Annotated in this window: 19 protein-coding genes; 12 read left to right on the forward strand and 7 right to left on the reverse strand. The window is 71.0% G+C overall.

What is annotated here, in order from left to right:
- Positions 1 to 177: 177 nt before the first annotated feature.
- The 3 genes from ACIOD2_RS24810 to ACIOD2_RS24820 are packed head-to-tail and all read right to left on the reverse strand — an operon-like array spanning position 178 to position 1,683.
- On the reverse strand, positions 178 to 771 hold the full coding sequence (locus ACIOD2_RS24810) for a DUF202 domain-containing protein (protein ID WP_400542294.1): 594 nt from the start codon (positions 769 to 771) through the stop codon (positions 178 to 180).
- A 55-nt stretch (positions 772 to 826) separates the two neighbouring features.
- The gene (locus ACIOD2_RS24815) at positions 827 to 1,183 is read right to left on the reverse strand and encodes a YidH family protein (protein WP_400542297.1); all 357 of its coding nucleotides are present in this window, start codon (positions 1,181 to 1,183) and stop codon (positions 827 to 829) included.
- Positions 1,184 to 1,194: 11 nt separating this feature from the next.
- The gene (locus tag ACIOD2_RS24820; protein ID WP_400542300.1) at positions 1,195 to 1,683 is read right to left on the reverse strand and encodes a GtrA family protein; all 489 of its coding nucleotides are present in this window, start codon (positions 1,681 to 1,683) and stop codon (positions 1,195 to 1,197) included.
- A gap of 145 nt (positions 1,684 to 1,828) precedes the next feature.
- On the opposite strand from ACIOD2_RS24820, the gene ACIOD2_RS24825 reads away from it, so the two are divergent.
- Positions 1,829 to 2,239 carry a hypothetical protein gene (locus ACIOD2_RS24825; RefSeq protein WP_400542303.1) on the forward strand — a complete coding sequence of 137 codons (411 nt, stop codon included), beginning with the start codon at positions 1,829 to 1,831 and terminating at the stop codon, positions 2,237 to 2,239.
- 82 nt (positions 2,240 to 2,321) lie between these two features.
- Positions 2,322 to 2,615 (forward strand): iron-sulfur cluster biosynthesis family protein, encoded by a 294-nt coding sequence (locus ACIOD2_RS24830; RefSeq protein WP_400542306.1) that lies wholly within the window; start codon positions 2,322 to 2,324, stop codon positions 2,613 to 2,615.
- Between the two features lie 653 nt (positions 2,616 to 3,268).
- Here the strand turns inward: ACIOD2_RS24830 and ACIOD2_RS24835 are convergent.
- From ACIOD2_RS24835 to ACIOD2_RS24850, 4 genes are all read right to left on the reverse strand, one after another.
- The gene (locus ACIOD2_RS24835) at positions 3,269 to 4,393 is read right to left on the reverse strand and encodes a glycerate kinase (protein WP_400542309.1); all 1,125 of its coding nucleotides are present in this window, start codon (positions 4,391 to 4,393) and stop codon (positions 3,269 to 3,271) included.
- On the reverse strand, positions 4,390 to 5,322 hold the full coding sequence (locus ACIOD2_RS24840; RefSeq protein ID WP_400542312.1) for a 2-hydroxyacid dehydrogenase: 933 nt from the start codon (positions 5,320 to 5,322) through the stop codon (positions 4,390 to 4,392). Before ACIOD2_RS24840 ends, ACIOD2_RS24835 begins: the two co-directional genes overlap by 4 nt.
- A 9-nt stretch (positions 5,323 to 5,331) precedes the next feature.
- Complete coding sequence (locus tag ACIOD2_RS24845; protein WP_400542315.1) at positions 5,332 to 6,219, reverse strand: SGNH/GDSL hydrolase family protein; 888 nt, start codon at positions 6,217 to 6,219, stop codon at positions 5,332 to 5,334.
- A gap of 109 nt (positions 6,220 to 6,328) precedes the next feature.
- Positions 6,329 to 8,416 (reverse strand): alpha-galactosidase, encoded by a 2,088-nt coding sequence (locus ACIOD2_RS24850; protein WP_400542318.1) that lies wholly within the window; start codon positions 8,414 to 8,416, stop codon positions 6,329 to 6,331.
- 76 nt (positions 8,417 to 8,492) lie between these two features.
- Between ACIOD2_RS24850 and ACIOD2_RS24855 the strand changes: the two genes are divergently transcribed.
- The 10 genes from ACIOD2_RS24855 to pcaG all read left to right on the forward strand — a co-directional run bounded on the left by ACIOD2_RS24855 (position 8,493) and on the right by pcaG (position 18,826).
- Positions 8,493 to 9,683: an ROK family protein gene (locus ACIOD2_RS24855; RefSeq protein ID WP_400542321.1), complete on the forward strand. Its 1,191-nt coding sequence runs from the start codon at positions 8,493 to 8,495 to the stop codon at positions 9,681 to 9,683.
- Positions 9,684 to 9,703: 20 nt separating this feature from the next.
- Positions 9,704 to 10,972 carry an ABC transporter substrate-binding protein gene (locus tag ACIOD2_RS24860; protein WP_400542324.1) on the forward strand — a complete coding sequence of 423 codons (1,269 nt, stop codon included), beginning with the start codon at positions 9,704 to 9,706 and terminating at the stop codon, positions 10,970 to 10,972.
- Positions 10,972 to 11,925, forward strand: coding sequence for a carbohydrate ABC transporter permease (locus ACIOD2_RS24865; RefSeq protein ID WP_400542327.1), 954 nt, complete (start codon positions 10,972 to 10,974; stop codon positions 11,923 to 11,925). The genes ACIOD2_RS24860 and ACIOD2_RS24865 overlap by 1 nt, the downstream gene beginning before the upstream one ends.
- Complete coding sequence (locus ACIOD2_RS24870; protein WP_400542330.1) at positions 11,925 to 12,758, forward strand: carbohydrate ABC transporter permease; 834 nt, start codon at positions 11,925 to 11,927, stop codon at positions 12,756 to 12,758. The genes ACIOD2_RS24865 and ACIOD2_RS24870 overlap by 1 nt, the downstream gene beginning before the upstream one ends.
- Before the next feature lie 29 nt (positions 12,759 to 12,787).
- On the forward strand, positions 12,788 to 14,095 hold the full coding sequence (locus ACIOD2_RS24875) for a glycoside hydrolase family 27 protein (RefSeq protein WP_400542333.1): 1,308 nt from the start codon (positions 12,788 to 12,790) through the stop codon (positions 14,093 to 14,095).
- A 166-nt stretch (positions 14,096 to 14,261) separates the two neighbouring features.
- Positions 14,262 to 15,071, forward strand: coding sequence for a CoA transferase subunit A (locus ACIOD2_RS24880; protein WP_400542336.1), 810 nt, complete (start codon positions 14,262 to 14,264; stop codon positions 15,069 to 15,071).
- Positions 15,072 to 15,570: 499 nt separating this feature from the next.
- Positions 15,571 to 16,329 (forward strand): CoA-transferase subunit beta, encoded by a 759-nt coding sequence (locus tag ACIOD2_RS24885; protein ID WP_400542339.1) that lies wholly within the window; start codon positions 15,571 to 15,573, stop codon positions 16,327 to 16,329.
- 16 nt (positions 16,330 to 16,345) lie between these two features.
- Positions 16,346 to 17,527: a thiolase family protein gene (locus tag ACIOD2_RS24890; RefSeq protein ID WP_400542342.1), complete on the forward strand. Its 1,182-nt coding sequence runs from the start codon at positions 16,346 to 16,348 to the stop codon at positions 17,525 to 17,527.
- Positions 17,528 to 17,537: 10 nt separating this feature from the next.
- Entirely contained in the window at positions 17,538 to 18,272 is a 735-nt protein-coding gene (pcaH, locus tag ACIOD2_RS24895; protein WP_400542345.1) for a protocatechuate 3,4-dioxygenase subunit beta, read from the forward strand.
- Positions 18,272 to 18,826, forward strand: a complete 555-nt coding sequence (pcaG, locus tag ACIOD2_RS24900; RefSeq protein WP_400542348.1) for a protocatechuate 3,4-dioxygenase subunit alpha — start codon at positions 18,272 to 18,274, stop codon at positions 18,824 to 18,826. Before pcaH ends, pcaG begins: the two co-directional genes overlap by 1 nt.
- The last annotated feature ends 14 nt before the right edge of the window (positions 18,827 to 18,840 follow it).

Raw genomic sequence — 18,840 nt, forward strand, 5'->3', positions numbered from 1 at the left:
CGGGAGACCCGACCCGTCCTGCGCTCCGTGCGACGCTGGGTAATCGTAAGCACCTCTCGGGGCATCAGTCCAGATTTCAACCACCAATACCCCGTTCGCAGGAGCGACCGTGATGCAACCGCGACCAGACGCCTCACATTGCGATTAATCGCTTTCAGGATGTGCCGAGTTCACCCTTCAGTGGAGGATGAACACGGAAGTGGAGGTCGCGGTGACGGCGAGCGACACCGCTGCCGGAAGCAGCCGGGGCATGGCCGCCGGTTCGGCGACCCGCAGCGCCCGTTCGCGGTACACGTCGACCACGGCGAGCAGGACAGACGTCCCCGCGGAGAGCAAAACGGGGATCAGGGCGGCTCCCCAGTGGCGTTGTGCGGCCATGTGGAGCAGCAACATGGTGCAAGCGGCGGAGGCCAGTACTGTTCGGCGCCACGCGAGCCCGGTCCGCTCGGCCTGCGCCCCGGTCGGCGCCGTCACGGCCGCACCGGCCCGATCGCCTGCGTGGAAGCGGTGCCCGGCCGGTCGCGAACGGCCGCCGCGCTCCGCGCGGCGATCGCGGCGGCGGTGGGCCCGGGTGACATCGCGGACCGAAGGGTCACGGGAAGCTCGCCGCGGACGGCGCCGTACCGGTCGGTACGTGCGGCTGCACGTGCGCCTGCACCGGAGTAGTCGTGAATCTCCAATAATCCGGTTTCGTGGAGCGCCTTGGCGGTAGAAGTACCGACAGCGTGAACCCGGGTCCCCGAGGCGGAAACTCGTGTTTGTGGCTGCCACGCACGGTGACCAAGCGGTGTGGTGGGCGTCACAGAAGAGTGAACGGGACGGGCGGTCACGACAGCACCAGCAGCGCGGCCGCCGCCACGATCAGGAGGAACACGCCCGCGGTCAGCACCACGATCATGAGGCTCCGCGGCAGCGGCTCGCCGGCCCGCATCGCGATCTGGACCCGCCGCCAGCGCGGGTAGGCGTTCGCCGCGAGGGCCGCCGCCAGCACGACGCACAGGCTCGCCAGCACCGCGCTGGCCCCGGCCGGGCTGGGCACGAGCTGGTGCACCGCCACCCCGCCCGCGAGCAGGCCGAGGGCGGTCCGCAGCCAGGCCAGGAACGTCCGTTCGTTGGCCAGCGTGAAGCGGTAATCAGGTTCGGTGCCGCCCGCGTGGGGCTTGATTTCTTCTTCCGGGGCCACGTCCGCTGACGCTAGCCGCTGTGCGCGGTCCGAGCCTGTTCCGCGTCTTCCGAGCCGTGCGCGAACACCCACCAGCGCAGCACGGCGAACCGCACGAACCCGCCGACCAGGCTGGACAGCAGCAGCGTGCCGGTCTCTTCCCACGACGTCGGCCGGTCGACGACCGCGTCGAGGATCGCCAGCACGGCCGAGCCGTACCCGGCGTAGAAGGCGAAGGTGAGGAGGTCCTGCAGGTGCCGCTTCCCGGCGTTGCTCCGCCGCCCGGCGAAGGTGACGCGGCGGTGGAACTCGGTGTTCCCGACCGTCGTCAGCGCGATCGCGACCAGGTTCGCGACCTGCGAGCCGAGCCGGTCGCGCAGCAGGAGGAACAGAACGGCCTGGACGCCGGTTGTCACGATGCCGGCCACGACGTACCACGCCGCGTGCGTGCCGAGTTCGTGGTGGCGTTCCGGGTCGGTCGCGAACGGCCGATGATCGGGTGCGCACCTGGTGGTGGCCATGATCCGAAGCTACTCCGCCTTCACAAACTTGTGAATATGTTAAACCCGTTGAAGAAATGTGATCCCGATGACATCGCCGGGGTTTCGCCCTCCGGCGGCTCGGGTAGGTCGCGGGGGATGACTACTTATCACGCGGGAGAAACCAGTGAGTGACCGTGACGCGGCCGATTCGGAAAGCCTGAGCCCCAGCGAGTCGCTGGACGAGGACGAGCTGCGCGTCGACCCGCTCGAGGCGGGCATCGAACCGCCCGAACACTGGAGCGCCGCCGACCGGTTCGGCACGACGGCCGGCGAAGTCCGCGAGGGTGAGCCGATCGAGCTGCGGCTCGCGGAGGAGGAACCGGACACCGAGCCGGACCCGATCCCGGACCGCCCGCTCGCCGCGACCCCGGCCGCCGAGCTCGACGAGACGGTCGAGGACGCGCCGGCGGACTACGAGCAGGTGACCCCGGACGACGAGCTGCCCCACCGCCACGCCGACCCGGACCCGGGCGAGCGGGCGGACTACGCCGGCGGCTCGGTGGCCGACGCCATCCGCGAGGCGAGACAGGGCTGATCCGCTCACGCTGCGCGCCCGTTCGGACGCATTTAGCGTGGGACCCCAAGTGCATCGGACCGCGACGAAGGGAAGGCCGAAGATGCTGACCGTGACCGAAGCCGCCGCCGAGGCGATCACCGCACTGACCAGCCAGGGCGACGGAGATGCCGGGCTCCGCCTGGCGGTCCAGAACGCCGAGGGCGAAAGTGCCCAGCTGGCCTTGTCCGTGGCGCCGGAGCCCGCGGAAGGTGACAGCGTGCTCGGCGCCGACGAGGGACCGAAGGTGTTCCTCGAACCCCAGGCAGCGGCGCTCCTGGACGACAAGGTGCTCGACGTCCAGGAGGACGAAGCCGGCGGAGTGGCGTTCGCCGTGCTGCCACAGCACACGAGCTGACCGCGGCGGGCGGGCCTTCCTCATTGGGTGCGGAAGGCCCGCCCGCCCGCTTGTCGGCCGCTGCAGTGGTCCCGGGGCAGTCTTGCTGTGCTGTTCGACGGACCATCGTTGCCGCTGGTGACCCGGCCGCCTAGCGGGATCGCCACCCGCTGATCAGGATCGCGGCCCGCAACAACTCAGCCGCGTTCCCTCGCGCGTGGTCCAGGGAGTCCGTGTGGTCGCTTGTGCGTGGTTTCCGTCGACATCCGAGCTCGTCAGCCGGTCTGACCAGGATCGCGATGCCTGCGCGCGGCGGACCGACCGGCTAGCGGGATCGCCAGCCGCTGACCAGGATCGCGGCCCGGACCCGCAACAGCTCAGCCGCGTTCGCCCGGGCGTGGTCCAGCGACTCCGCGTGGTCGCTTGTGCGTGGCTTCCGGCGACATCCGAGGCTCGTCAGCTGTTTGACCAGGATCGTGATGCAGACCGACCGGCTAGGGGGATCGCCAGCCGCTGATCAGGATCGCGGCCCGGACCCGCAACAATTCAGCCGCGTTCCCTCGCGCGTGGCCCAGCGAGTCCGCGTGGTCGCTTGCGTGTGGTTTCCGTCGACATCCGAGCTCGTCAGCCGGTCTGACCAGGATCGCGATGCCTGCGCGCGGCGGACCGACCGGCTAGCGGGATCGCCAGCCGCTGACCAGGATCGCGGCCCGCACCCGCAACAACTCTGCCGCGTTTGCCCGGGCGTGGTCCAGCGACTCCGCGTGGTCGATGAGCGCGCTGCTCGCGATGACCCCCAGGCTCGCCAGCTCGGCCTCGCCGAGCTGGATCCGTCCCGCCAGCGCCATCAGCGGCACCCCGCGCGGCCGGGCGCGCGCCGCGATTCCGGCCGGGGCCTTGCCGTTGAGGCTCTGCTCGTCGAGCGAGCCCTCACCCGTGATGACGAGGTCCGCGCCCTCGAGCGCGGCGTCCACTCCGGTCAGCCCGGCGATCAGGTCGAACCCGGACTCCACCGTCGCGCCGAGGCCCGCGATCGCGCCCGCCGCGACCCCGCCGCCCGCTCCCGCGCCCGGTACCCGCGACACGTCCGGAGCGCCACCGACCTGCAGGGCGTGCGCCCAGCGGCCCAGCGCCGCGTCGAGCGCCGCCACCTCCTCGGGGCCCGCGCCCTTCTGCGGTCCGAACACCGCCGCGGCGCCGTCCGGGCCGAGCAGCGGGTTGGTCACGTCGGTCGCGACCGCGACGCTCACCCCGTTCAGCCGTTCCCGCACCGGCGTCAGCTCGGTCGACGCGACCCGCGACAGCGTGCCGCCGCCGAGCCCGACCGGGGCGCCGAACGCGTCGAGCACACCGGCGCCGAGCGCGCCCAGCATGCCGGCGCCGCCGTCGGTGCTGGCCGTGCCGCCGACCGTCAGGACCAGCCGCGCCGCGCCGTGCATCAGCGCGTCCATGAGCAGCTCGCCGACACCCCAGGTGTGCGCGGCCAGCGCGGTTTCCGGGCTGGGCTCGACGAACTCGATGCCGCACGCGCGCGCCGACTCGACGTACGCGGTGCCGTCGAGCACCGCATAAGAAGCCCGGACCGCCTCCTCGAGCGGCCCGCGGACCGTCAGCCGGACGATCCGGGCGCCCGCGGCTTCGAGCACGTCGAGGGTGCCTTCGCCGCCGTCGGCGACGGGGCAGGTGACGATGTCGGCGTCCGGCAGCGCGTCCCGCACGCCGAGCGCGATCGCCTCCGCGGCCTCGACCGCGGTGAGACTGCCCTTGAACTTGTCCGGCGCGATGACGACACGGGTCACGGCTTCACCTCCGTCAGCGGGGGACGCCCGGCGAGCACCGCCGCGACGTTGCGGGCCGCCAGCACGGCCATCGCGGTACGGGTCTCGAGCGTGGCGGACCCGAGGTGCGGGCTGAGCACGACGTCGTCGCGCCCGAGCAGCCGAGGCTCGACGTCGGGTTCGTGCTCGAACACGTCGAGCGCGGCGCCGGCGATCTCCCCGGCCTCGAGCGCGTCCGCGAGGGCCGCTTCGTCGACGACCGGGCCGCGGGTCGTGTTCACCAGGTAGGCGCCGGGTTTCATGGCGCGCAACGCGGCGGCGTCGATCAGGTGCCGCGTCTCCGGCGTCAGCGGGCAGTGCAGCGAGACGACGTCCGAGCGCTCCAGGAGTTCCTGGAAAGAAACGGATCCGCGGCCGGACCGTCCTGAGTGGATGATCGACATGCCGAACGCCTCGGCCCGCTTCGCCACCGCCCGGCCGATCTCGCCGAGCCCGACGATGCCGAGCGTCTTGCCCTGCAGCCCCGAGCCCAGCAGGAAACCGAGGTGGAACGACCAGGGCGTGCGTGAGCGCAGCAGCCGTTCCCCCTCGCCGAGGCGCCGCGTGATCGCGAGCAGCAGGCCGAACGCGAGGTCGGCGGTGGCTTCGGTGAGCACACCCGGGGTGTTGGTGACCACGACGCCGCGCTCGGCCAGGGCCGGGACGTCGACGTTGTCGTAGCCGACGGCGACGTTCGCGACCACCTTGAGCCCGGGTCCCGCGGCGTCGGCGAGCGCGCCGTCGAGCCGGTCGTGCAGCATGCCGACCACCGCCGCCGCGCCCGCGGCGAACTCGTGCAGCTCGGCCGTCGTCAACGGCCGGTCCGCGGGCGACACCGTCACCTCACCCGCTTCCGCGAGCACCTTCACCGCTTCGTCGGGTATCCACCGGGTCACCGCGATCTTGGGCACCCCGACAGACTAGTCCCCGAGGACGGCCCCGAGAACGATCTCCGACTGCGCCGCTGCACCCGCGCCGTTGGGGTGGAAGGGGAAGGCGAGCAGCAGCGGGTTGCTCACCGAGATGGGGATCAGGCCTTCGATGTAGCGCACGGTGGGCGCCTGGCACGCGTCGTGCCCGAGGGTCGGGGTGTAGGTGTCGACCAGCTCGACGCCGTTGTCCGCGGCGACCCGCGCGAGCATGGCGTTCATCTGGAGGAACTTCGCCTGCAGGTAGGCGACGTCGCCGTCGGCGACCGGGATCACCGGCCAGCAGCCCTTGCCGCTCGCGGGCAGCCCGGCGAGGTAGTTCACCAGCAGGATCCGCGCGTTCGGCGAGCGCTGCTTGATCTGCTGGAGCGCGTTCGCGATCTTCGGGGCGGTCGCGTTGACGGCGTTTTCCAGCTGGTCGACGCCGCCCGCGGTGAACTTCGCCTTGCACGTGCTGATCGGCAGGAGGTTGAGGCACTTCGTCACGGCGGAGGCGAGCCCGATGTCGTTGCCGCCGATCCCGACGGTCACCAGGTCCGTGGTCGGGGTGAGCCGGTCGAACTGCGGGGCGTTCGTGCCGCCCAGCGGAAGGCTCTGCGGCTGGGTGAAGTCGGTCGTGGTGGCGCCGCCGCAGCTCGCGTCGCGGAAGGTTTCGACGCCGAGCGCGCCCGCCACCTCGTGGGGGTAGTCCGAAGTGGACTGCGCGCAGTCGAGCGGGGTGTAGGCGGTGGTCGGCGGGAGCGTGACGAAAACGTCCGCGGTCCAGGAATCGCCCAGCGCCACGTACTCGTGGTAACTGGTGCTCGCGGACGCCGGAGCGGCGGCAGCGAGCGCGGCGATCACGGGCACGAAGAGGAGAGTGAACAGGCGCCTGCGCATGCTGCCTCCGTTGGCGAGCGGCGTGGTGAAGAGCTTTCACATTCAGCCCGCGCCCGGTGAAAAGTCAATGCGGGTCACCCGTACTGGGGACGCCGGTCGGTGTGGGTATTCAGGCCCTGGTCAGCCGCACCACCGCGCTCGCGTAGCCGCTGCCGGGCAGGTCGACGTCGATGCCGTGGCTCAGCAGCACCGCGCCGTGGTGCACGACGCCGTCCTCGTCCCGGTACCGCGCCGCCGGATCCAGCCCGGCCAGGCGCGGCGGGGTGAACGGGCGCGCGAACTCCGTCGGCCGCCGCCAGAAGAACACGACGACCGAGTCGCCCAGCACGTACTGCACCGCCGTCAACGCCGAGTGCGCCGGATCCGCCAGCCGGTACAGCTCGCCGTGCTGCACGACGGGCCGGATCTCCTTGTACAGCGCCACGAGCGACGCCGCCTCTTCGAGTTCGGCGGCACTCCAGCGAGGCAGGTCCCCGCCCAGGCCGAGCACGCCCGCCATCGCGACGTGGAACCGGAAGCGCAGCGGCGCCTCCCGGCCGGTGGTCGGGTTCGGGCTGTCGGTGACCCAGGCGGCCATCGTGCCGGCGGGGTAGAGCTGGCCGTACCCGTGCTGGATGGTGATCCGGTCGGCCGCGTCGGTGTTGTCCGACGCCCAGATCTCGTCGGTGCGCGCGAGCATCCCCAGGTCGGTGCGCCCGCCGCCGCCCGCGCAGCCCTGGATCCGCAGGTCCGGGTGGTCGGCGCGGAGCCGGTCGAAGATCCCGTGGACAGCGCGGACGTGGTCGATCCACAGCCGTCCCGGATCCTCGCCTGACGGCCAGCCGGCCTCGGTGAAGGCGCGGTTCATGTCCCACTTGAGGTAGTCGATCCCGTGCTCGCCGACCAGCCGGTCGAGCCACTTGTGCGCCCAGTCCGCGACGTCCGGGCGCGCGAAGTTGAGCACGAGCTGGTTGCGCAACGTCGTGCGCGTGCGGTGCGCCATGTGCAGCACCCAGTCCGGGTGCTCGCGGTAGAGGTCGCTGTCCGGGTTGACCATCTCCGGCTCGACCCACAGCCCGAACTTCATCCCGTGCGCGTGCACCGCGTCGGCCAGCGGCCCGAGGCCGGCGGGGAAACGCTGCTCGTTGGCGGTCCAGTCGCCGAGCCCGGCGGTGTCGCCGGTGCGCGCGCCGAACCAGCCGTCGTCCATCACGAACAGCTCGGCGCCGAGCTTCGCCGCGGCCTCGGCGAGTCCCGCCTCGGTCTGCTCGTCGACGTCCCAGCCGGTCGCTTCCCAGGAGTTGTAGACGATCGGCCGCAGCTCGCCCGGGTGCGGCTGGACGAACTCGCGGACGTAGGCGTGCCAGCGCCGGCTGGTGCCGCCGAAGCCGTCGGCCGCGTAGAGCCCGGCGAACACCGGCGTCTCCCAGGTCTCCCCGGGCTGCAGCCGCCAGTGGACGTTCTCGTGGCCGAACCCGCCGGTCCACGTGACGCGGCCGGTGTGCGTCCGCTCGACGGTGATCCGCCAGCTGCCGCTCCACGCGAGGGCGGTACTCCAGACCTCGCCGGACGTCTCCGTCGCGTCACCGGCGTCGAGCATCACCCACGGGCTGACCTGGTGGCTCGACACACCGCGACGGCTGGTCAGCGTGGTTTCCCCAACGGGCAGCGGCTCGCGCAGCACGCCGTACTCGGCGCTCCACGCCCCCGACGTCCGGCTCAGCCGCACGCCGTCCCGCCGGGGGAGCGTCCAGGACGCGGAATCCGTGCGCAGCAACACAATCGGGTCGTCCCCGGTGTTGCGCAAGGTCGTCCACCGCTCGAGGACCTCCCCGCGGACGCGGTAGTGCAGCGACAGCTCGAGCGGGTAGTGCCGGTCCGCGAGCCGCACGACGAGCGCGCCGCCTTCGAGCGCGTAGCCCGCGTAACGCCACTCCAGCGCCGACGTCCCGTCCTCGTACCGGACGGCCAGCGCCGCGACGCCGAAGAACGCGCCCCCCTCGGCCGGCAGTTCGAGACGCTCGTCGCCCGGCTCGTCGAAGCTGCTCTCGGCCGGGTTGCGGCGTTCGGCGACCTCCGCGGCCTGCTCCAGCGTCAGCGGCGGCCCCCAGTGGACGTGCCGCGGCCGGTCATCGGCGTCGAGCCGGAAAGCGTACGAGCTCTCGGGGGTGCGCAGCAGCCACAGCCGGTGCGCGGGGTCGTGTTCCACGAGCGACATGGACCTGAGCGTAGGCACGACCAGGCGAAAAATAAATTCTTGACGAAGTTAATTAATCCTGCCTACCCTTCCGGCCATGCCTCGCAGTGCACCGGCAAGGGCGCCGATCACCAGTCCAGCGGCAGTGACCGTGTTCACCACGGTCCTGACCGAAGGGCCGGTCTCCCGCGTCGACGTCGCCCGGCGCACCGGGCTCTCCTCCGCCGCGGTCACCAAGGCCGCCCGGCCCTTCATCGACGCCGGTTACCTCGAAGAACTCGCCTCCGAAGGCCGCACGACACCGGGGGCGGGCCGCCCGGCGAACCCGCTGGCCATCCGGCCCGACCGCGAGTACTTCGTGGGCGTCAAGATCACCGGGGACGACCTGATCGGCGTGGTCACCGACCTGCGCGCCGACGTCCGGGCGACCGCCCACCACGCGCTGACGAGCCACGACGTCGAGCACGTCGTGCGGGCGCTGGCCGACCTCGTCGGCGAGCTCTTGGGCGGGCCGACCCCGGACGGCACCAGCAACCTTCGCGAGCGCGCCTATTGCATCGGCGTCGCGGTGTCCGGCGACGTCGACCGCGCGTCCGGGATCGTCCGCTACTCGCCGTTCCTCGGCTGGCGCGACGTCCCGCTGGCTTCCCTTCTGGAAGACGCCACCGGGCTGACCGCGACCCTGGAGAACGACGTCAAGGCGCTGACCGTGGCCGAGCAGTGGTTCGGCGAGGGCGTCGGCGCATCGTCGTTCGCGCTGGTCACCGTGGGGACCGGGATCGGCAGTGCACTGGTCGTCGACGGTGCGCTGGTCCGCGGCGCCCACGGCGTCGCGGGCGAGATCGGGCACGTCCCGGTCGCCGACGGCGGCCCGCTCTGCCACTGCGGCGGCCGCGGCTGCGTCGAGGCGATCGCGTCCACCGAAGCGATCCTGGTGCGCGCCAGGGAAGTCTCCGGCGAACCCGGGCTGACCATGGAAGACGCGGTCATCCGCGCCCGCGGCGGCGATGAGCCGCTGCGCGAGGTGTTCGCCGCGGCCGGCCACGCGATCGGGCTCGGCCTGGCCGCGCTGGTCAACCTGTTCGGCCCGGAGCGGGTGGTCGTCTCCGGGGAGGGCGTCGCCACCTACGACCTGTTCGAGGACCAGATCCGCCGGACCTTCGCGGTCCAGGCGTTCGGCAGCGCCGCCCGCTGCGGCCTGGTGATCCGGCCGCTGCCGTTCGAGGAGTGGGCGCGGGGCGCGGCCGCCGTCGCCATCCAGAGTCTTTTCGTCGCCGAGAGCGTCTAAGGAGAAATCCCGTGAGCCCCATGAATCGCCGAAGCTTCCTGGTCGGTTCCGTCCTGTTCGCCGGGGGCGCCGCCCTCGCGGGCTGCACGAGCGACCCGCTGAACAAGAACGCGGGCGCCTCGTCGGGCGCCAAGGTCACGTTGCAGCAGTGGTACCACGCGTACGGCGAATCCGGGACGCAGCAAGCGGTCCAGCGCTACGCGCAGGAGTTCACCAAGGCCAACCCGGACATCGCGATCAACGTCAGCTGGATCGCCGGCGACTACGAGACCAAGCTCAACTCGGCGATGCTCACCGCGCAGGCCCCGGACCTGTTCGAGCTGGGCGACTTCCGGTACCAGAACGTCAAGAACGGCCTGCTCGCGCCACTCGACGACATCGTGAACCCGGCCAAGGCGGACTTCAGCCCGGCCGCGCTGGACACCGTCACGGTCGAGGGCAAGATCTACGGCGTCAAGATGATCGACGACGTCATGATGCTGTACTACCGCAAGAGCGCGCTGCAGGCCGCGGGCGTGCAGCCGCCGCAGACGTTCGCCGAGCTGCTCGACGCGACCCGGAAACTCAGCACCGGCAAGCAGAAGGGCCTGTACGTCGGCACCGACGGCGTCGGCGAGGCCGCGACGCTGCTGCTCTGGTCGTCCGGCGCGGACTTCTTCGACAGCAGCGGCAAGAAGGTCGCGTTCTCCTCGCCCGAGGCCGTCGCCGCGATCGCCGGGCTCAAGCAGCTGCACGACACCGGCGGCCTGCTCCAGGGCTACCCGACCGACTGGTCCGACCCGGGCGCGTTCGCCAACGGTGCCACCGCGATGCAGTGGGGCGGCCTCTGGTCGCTGCCGGACGTCAAGAAGGCGCTCGGTGACGACTTCGGCATCGTCGCGTGGCCGAAGTTCGGCGACACCGGCAAGCAGGTCGCGCGGGTCGGCGGCTGGTACCAGCTGGCCAACGCGAAGAGCCAGAACCTCGACGCCGCCAAGAAGTTCATCGACTGGCTGTGGATCAAGAACGCCGACCTGCAGAAGGACTGGTGCGTCAAGTACGGCTTCCACATCCCGGCCCGCAAGCCGGTCGCCGCGCAGACGACCGAGTTCTCCAGCGGCCCGGCGAAGGACGCCGTGACGATCTCGCAGCAGAACGGCAAGTCGTACTCGGGGCTGTGGAACAAGGCGTCGGCGACGCTGTTCCTGCAGGCCGCGACGAAGATCGCGAACGGGCAAGCCGACCCGGCCGCCGAGCTCGCCGACGCGGCGAAGAAGGCCCAGGCCGAAGTCGACAAGCAGCTGGCCTGATGACGGCCGTGCTGGAGGCCCCGGCGGTCCCGGTGACGCCGAAGAAGCGTCGCCGTCGCCGGGACTGGCGGGCGATCGGCGCGTTCACCGTGCTCACCGGCCCGGTCGTCATCGGGCTGGGGCTGTTCAAGTACGTCGCGATCGCGTGGAGCTTCCTGCTCAGCTTCAACGACGCGCGCGGCACGATCAACATCGGCCACTGGATCGGCTTCGACAACTACGCGTTCCTGCTGGGTGACGACGCCTTCCTGACGTCGCTCTCGACGATCGCGCTGTTCACCGTGTTCATCGTGCCGATCACGTTCGTCGCGTCCCTCGGCCTCGCGGTGCTGATCAACAGCATCCGCCGGGGTCGCGCGTTCTTCCGGACGATCTTCCTCATCCCGGCCGCGGTGTCCTACGTCGTCGCGGCGCTGGTGTGGAAGATGGCGCTGTTCAACGGCCTGCCCTCGGGCGTCGCGAACGTGCTCGGCGGGCTGTTCGGCGCCGACCCGGTGCCGTGGCTCTCGGAGACGAGCCCGCCGGTGTACTGGGTCGCGGTCGTGACGCTGCGGCTGTGGCTGCAGGTCGGGCTGTACATGATCCTCTTCCTCGCGGGGCTGCAGGCGATCTCGCCGTCGCTGTACGAGGCGGGGGAGCTGGACGGCACGACCAAGTGGCAGGCCTTCCGGTTCATCACGCTGCCGCAGCTGCGGAACACCTCCGTCGCGGTGCTGCTGCTCATCCTGATCGCCGCGTTCCAGGCGTTCGACGAGTTCTACAACCTGTTCGGCACCGGGCTTTCCGGCACTGCGACGGCACCGGTGAAGCCGCCGCTGGTCTACCTCTACGACTCCGCGCTCGGTGACCAGAACTACGGCGTCGGCTCGGCGGGCGCGTTCCTGCTGACCGTGCTCATCGTCGTGATCACCCTGCTGCAGGGCCGGTTCGTCGGCTTCGGGAAGAAGGACTGATGGCCGTCCTCACGGTTCCCCGGAAAGCGCCGAAGTACGTCCTGGCTTCCGTGCTCGGCCTGATCTTCCTGCTGCCGTTCTACATCATGGTGCGCAACGCGCTGATGACGCGCCAGCAGGTCAGCTCGCCGGACTGGTCGTGGCTGCCGGACCCGCTGTCGTGGGTCAACTTCGGCGACCTGTTCGCCGACGCGTCGGTGCCGATGGCGCACTCGCTCTGGAACTCGTTCTTGGTCGCCATCGTGACCGCGCCGGTCGGCACGCTCTTCGGCTCGATGGCCGGCTACGCGCTGGCCCGGATCAACGTGCCGGGACGCCGTGCCGTGTTCACGTACGTGCTGGTCACGCTGATGATCCCGCAGTCGGTCACGTTCGTGCCGACGTTCGTCGTCGTGGGTTCGCTGGGCGGGGTCAACACGGAGTGGGGGATCATCGCGCCGAACCTGTTCAGCGCGTTCACCGTGATCCTCTTCCGCAACTTCTACCTGCGGTTCCCCGTCGAACTCGAAGAAGCGGGCCGGCTCGACGGCCTCGGTTACCTCGGCGTCTACCGGCGGCTCGTGCTGCCCAACTCGGGAAGCATGATCGCGTCGCTCGGCGCGCTGATGTTCATCGAAAGCTGGAACGCGTTCCTGTGGCCGCTGGTGATCGGGCAGGACCCGTCGTCGTGGACCGCGCAGATCGCGCTCTCGACGTTCCTGACCGCGCAGTCGGTCAACCTGCCGGCCCTGTTCGCCGGCGCGCTCGTCACCATCGCGCCGCTGGTCGCGATGTTCCTGGTCGCGCAGCGGTTCATCGTCAGCGGGATCGCGGCGAGCGGCCTGAAGGAGTAGTTCCCCGTCCCCGTTCCGAGGAGAGTTCAGTGAAGCGCCTCCTTCCCGTTTTTGTTGCTGTGCTCGGATTTCTGGCTTTCCTGGTGCCTGCGGCCGACGCGCGGACGCCGTTCGTCAAGCCGTTCATGGGCTGGAGCAGCTGGAGTCTCGAGTCGTCGACCCGCGCGGGTTACGGCACGTCGTGGCTGAACGAAGGGCACATCCGCGACGCGGCCGACGCGCTCGCGGGCAAGCTCAAGTCCGCGGGCTACACCAACGTCAACATCGACTCCGGCTGGAACGCGGACCTCGCGTGGGTGTTCCACACCGACGTCAACGGCATCCCGGCGCCGGACCCGGGCCGGTTCCCGTCCGGGATCCCCGCGCTGGCCTCCTACGTGCACTCGCGCGGGCTGAAGCTCGGCCTGTACGCGGTGACCGGGCTGGAGAAGGAGGTCTACGACAAGAACGCGCCGATCCTCGGCACGTCGTGCCACGCGCAGGACATCGCGTTCCGGCCGCTGACGCCGTCCAACGGCTGGGGCGGCAACTGGAAGGTCGACTTCGGGAACCCGTGCGCGCAGAAGTACTACGACTCGATCGTGTCCCGGTTCGCGTCCTGGGGCGTCGACTTCGTCAAGGTGGACGGGACGACCGCGGACAACGTCGCCGATATTGCGGCGTGGTCGAAGGCGATCGACCACGCGCGGCGGCCGATGTGGCTGACGGCGAGCGCGTGGCCGGTGCCGCGGTCGATCGGGCCCGCGCTCGCTCCCTACGCGAACGGCGTCCGCATCAACACCGACGTCGAGTGCTACTGCGACACGGTGTCCACCTGGGACAGCTCGGTGAAGGTGCGCTGGACGGATCTGCCCGCCTGGCAGGGCGTGTTCGGGCCGCAGTTCCGGCCGGACCTGGACTCGATGCCGATCAGCAACAACACCGGCAGCGGCATCCAGGACGGCATCTCCGACGTCGAACGGCAGAGCGTCATGACGTTCTGGTCGATGGCGTCCTCGCCGCTTTACGTCGGGGGCGACATCTACTTCCTGGACTCCGCCGCGGTGTCGATCCTGACGAATCCCGAGGTCATCCGCGTCGACCAGGCCGGGTCCTACCCGACCCAGGTGACCGGCGGGAACCTCCAGGTGTGGAAGAAGCGCGCGCCGGACGGCCGGACGTACGCGGCCGTCTACAACCTGGGTTCGGCACCGGCGGACATCAAGGTGGACCTGGGCGGCCACGGATCGAGCCCGGTGCGTGACCTCGTCGCGCGCACGGACCTCGGCCGGTTCCGGGGCTCGTGGACCGCGTCCGCCGTCCCGGCCCACGGCTCGCGCCTGGTCCGGATCGGCTGATCGTTCCGGTCGAAGGGGACTTTTCTCTCTTGGCTGAGCGAGAAAAGTCCCCTTCGTCGTGCGTGCGTCATCCATTGGGTGGAAGACACCTGGTCGGCGCCCCGGGCGTCATGCTATGTTCGGTTTCAGAACGAGTGTGCGTGATGCGAACAGTTTGGGGTGTGTGATGGCGGAGCTGCTGTCGCTGGAGGAGGCCGTGGGCCGCCTGGTGCACGACGGGGACACCGTCGCGCTCGAAGGCTTCACGCACCTCATCCCGGTCGCGGCCGGGCAGGAGATCATCCGGCAGGGCCGCCGCGACCTCACGCTGGCCAGGATGACCCCGGACATCGTGTACGACCAGCTCATCGGCGCCGGCTGCGCACGCAAGCTGATCTTCTCCTGGGGCGGCAACCCCGGAGTCGGCTCGCTGCACCGCTTCCGTGACGCGGTCCAGCACGACTGGCCGGTCCCGCTGGAGATCGAAGAACACAGCCACGCGGGCATGGCGAACCGCTACGTGGCGGGCGCGTCCGGCCTCCCGTTCGCGGTCCTCCGTGGCTACACGGGCACGGACCTCCCGGCCCAGACGGACACGATCAAGCCGATCACCTGTCCCTTCACCGGCGAGCAGCTGACGGCGGTCCCGGCCCTGAACCCGGACGTCTCGATCGTCCACGCCCAGCGAGCCGACCGAGCGGGCAACGTCCAGATGTGGGGCATCACGGGCGTCCAGAAGGAAGCGGTCCTGGCGGCTAAGCGCTCACTGGTGACGGTGGAGGAGATCGTCGACACCCTGGACCCCCGCCCCGGCGCGGTAGTCCTCCCGGCCTGGGTAGTCACAGCGGTAGCCGAAGTCCCAGGCGGCGCCAAGCCGTCGTACGCGGCGGGCTACTACGAACGCGACAACGCGGCGTACCAAGCCTGGGACGAGGTGGGCCGCGACCGCGAGGCGTTCACGAAGTGGCTGAACGACCTGACCGGGGTCAAGGCATGACCCCCACTCCGGCAGGTCACCGCAGCCGCCCACTGCCCTTCCTCACGAGCCCGCCTGCCCACAGCCCCGCTGACCGGACCCCGACTCCGCATGGCGGCCTCGCCTGGCACGCTCTGGCGCCTTCGGTGACCCGCGGCTCTGCTGACCTGACTCCCGCTCCGTCGGGTGGTCTCGCTCGGCGCATGCCGGGCTTGCTCGCGCGGCCGGGCTCCGCCGCCGGGATGACCTCCATCCCCCTCAGCGGGCGCGCACCGAGTCTCTCCGCGCAGTCGGCGCCCACCATCCCCATAATCCCAAGCCGATCCGGCGGCCGTGTGGTCGCAGCCTCCTTCTCCGGCGCGGCGGTCTTCGGCCCGGCCGGCGAGATCCAGGCTGGCGAGCCTCCGACCCGATCGCCCGGCCAGGCGGTCGCCGCCTCCTTCCCCGAGGCAGCGCCTGCCACCCCGGTCCCCACCGCCCCGAACCCCGGCGACACCCGCACCACCGCGGAGGCAACGGCATGACCACCGACTACACCGCCGACGAGATGATGAGCGTCGCGGCCGCCCGCGCGCTCGGCGACGGCATGTCCTGCTTCGTCGGCATCGGCCTGCCGAGCAAGGCGGCCAACCTCGCCCGCCGCGCGCACGCCCCCGGCCTGACCCTCATCTACGAGTCCGGCTGCCTCGGCGCCAAGCCGTCCCGCCTCCCGCTGTCGATCGGCGACGGCGAACTGGCCGACACGTCCGACGCCGTGGTCAGCGTCCCCGAGATCTTCAACTACTGGCTCCAGCCCGGCCGCATCGACGTCGGCTTCCTCGGCGCCGCCCAGCTGGACAAGTTCGGCAACATCAACACCACCGTGATCGGCTCGGACTACCACGACCCGAAGGTCCGGCTGCCCGGCGCGGGCGGCGCCCCGGAGATCGCCGCGTCCTGCCGCGAGGTGTTCGTCGTGCTCCGCCAGAACCCCCGCGCGTTCGTCGAGAAGGTCGACTTCGTGACGTCCTTCGGCCACGGCACCGGCAAGGGCGACCGCGAACGCCTCGGCCTCCCCGGCCGGGGCCCGACCCTGGTGGTCACCGACCTGGGCCTGCTGCGCCCCGACCCGGAAACCGCGGAGCTGACCCTCACGGAGCTCCACCCGGGCATCGAACTGGAGCGCGCGGTGGCGGCGACCGGGTGGACACTGAAGGTCGCGGACGATCTCAAGACCACCCCCGCGCCCACCGAAGAGGAGCTGACGGTGCTGCGAGATCTCGAGAAGGCAAGCAAGTGACCCGGAAGGCGACCGCATGACCGACGTCTACGTCCTCGACGCGCTCCGAACCCCGTTCGGCCGCTACGGCGGCGCACTGGCCGGTGTCCGCCCGGACGACCTCGCCGCGACCGTCCTGAGGGCCGTCCAGTCCCGCAACGACCTTGATCCGTCCACAGTGGACGAGGTGACCTTCGGCGACGCGAACGGCGCGGGTGAGGACAACCGCAACGTCGCCCGCATGGCCACCCTGCTCGCGGGCTGGCCGACGAGCATCCCCGGCAACACCGTCAACCGCCTCTGCGGTTCGGGGCTCGACGCGGTGATGCAGGCCAGCCGGTCGATCCAGGTCGGTGACGCCTCCCTGGTCGTCGCCGGCGGCGTCGAGTCGATGACCCGCTCGCCGCTGGTCATGCCCAAGCCGGAGAAGGCGTTCCCGGCTGGCAACCAGACCCTCTACAACACCGCCCTCGGCTGGCGCATGGTCAACCCGGCGATGCCGGGGGAGTGGACGATCTCCCTCGGCGAGTCCACCGAGAAGCTCGCCGAGCGGTACGGCATCGGCCGTGACGAGCAGGACGCCTTCGCCGCGCGCAGCCACGTCAACGCCGCCAAGGCGTGGGACGAGGGCTTCTACGACGACCTCGTCGTCCCGGTCGAGGGCGTGGACCTGGCCCGCGACGAGGGCATCCGCCCGGACTCCAGCCCGGAGAAGCTGGCGAAGCTCAAGCCCGCGTTCCGCAAGGAGAACGGCACCGTCACCGCGGGCAACGCCTCACCGCTGAACGACGGCGCCTCGGCCCTGCTGCTGGGTGACCAGGCGGCGGCGAGCCGGCTCGGCAAGGCGCCGCTCGCCCGGATCGCCGGGCGGGGCGCGGCGGGCGTCGACCCGGACGTGTTCGGCATCGGCCCGGTGCGCGCGGCCGAGATCGCGCTGGAGCGCGCGGGGATCGGCTGGGACGACCTGGCCGCGGTGGAGCTGAACGAGGCCTTCGCCGCGCAGTCGCTGGCCTGCCTGCGCGACTGGCCGAAGCTCGACCCCGAGATCGTCAACACCCACGGCGGCGCGATCGCCATCGGCCACCCGCTCGGCGCGTCCGGTGGCCGGATCCTCGGCACCCTGGCGCACGACCTGCACCGCCGCGGCGGTGGCTGGGGACTCGCCGCCATCTGCATCGGCGTCGGCCAGGGCCTGGCCGTCGTCCTCGAAGGCCGGTAAGGGAGGCACCATGGCTGCTCCGACCGAACTCAAGCTGCCGCACTACGGGCCGGACCCCGAAGGCACGCACCCGCCGCTGGGCTTCACCGGCTACCGGTCCACGGCGTTGCGGCACCCGCACCAGCCGCTGGTGCTGCTCCCGCAGATGCTGACCGAGGTCACCGGCCCGCTGCTCGGGCCCGGCCGCCTCGGCGAGCACGACAGCGACCTCACCCGGCAGCACGTGGACGAGCCGCAGGGCCAGCGGATCGTCGTCACCGGCCGGCTGCTCGACGGTGACGGCCGCCCGGTGCGCGACTCGCTGGTCGAGATCTGGCAGGCGAACGCGGGCGGGCGCTACCGGCACACCGGCGACCGCTGGCCGTCCCCGATCGACCCGAACTTCGACGGCGTCGGGCGCGCCCTGACCGACAGCGACGGGCGCTACACCTTCACCACCATCAAGCCCGGCGCGTACCCGTGGAAGAACCACGACAACGCCTGGCGTCCGGCGCACATCCACTTCTCGGTGTTCGGCTCGGCGTTCACCCAGCGGCTGGTCACCCAGATGTACTTCCCGGACGACCCGCTCTTCTCCCAGGACCCGATCTTCAACTCGATCCCGGACGAGAAGGCCCGGCAGCGCATGGTCTCGCGGTACGACCACGACATCACGCGGCCGGAGTGGGCGCTCGGCTACCAGTTCGACATCGTGCTGCGCGGGAGCGAGGCGTCGGTGTTCGAAGAGGAGGAGGACGAGGACTGATGCCCAAGCTGCTGCCCACCCCGTCGCAGACCGTCGGCCCGTACCTTGCGATCGGCCTGCCCTGGCCGGACGGCCCGTACGTCGTGCCGGAGGGCACCCCCGGCGCGTTCTGGATCCGCGGCACGGTGCGCGACGGCGCCGGCGACCCGGTCCCGGACGCGATGATCGAGACCTGGCAAGCCGACCCCGAAGGCGGCTTCCGCCACCCCGACGACCCGCGGGGCGAGGCGTCCGGCGAGTTCCGCGCCTTCGGGCGCTGCCCGACGGAAACCGATGGCACGTACGGGATCCTGACCCTGCTGCCGGGCGTGCTGCCCGGCGGTGGCGGCACCACGCAGGCCCGGCACATCGACGTGTCGGTGTTCGCGCGCGGCCTGCTCAACCGGGTCGTCACGCGGATCTACTTCGCGGACCAGGACAACTCGGCGGACCCGACGCTGGCGACGGTGCCGGAGGATCGCCGCGGCACGCTGATCGCCGCGAAGACCGCGGACGGCTACCGCTTCGACGTGCGGTTGCAGGGCGACGGTGAGACGGTGTTCTTCGCCCTATGAACGGAGATGGGAAC

This window comes from Amycolatopsis sp. NPDC088138 (assembly GCF_044741685.1).
GTDB lineage: Bacteria > Actinomycetota > Actinomycetes > Mycobacteriales > Pseudonocardiaceae > Amycolatopsis.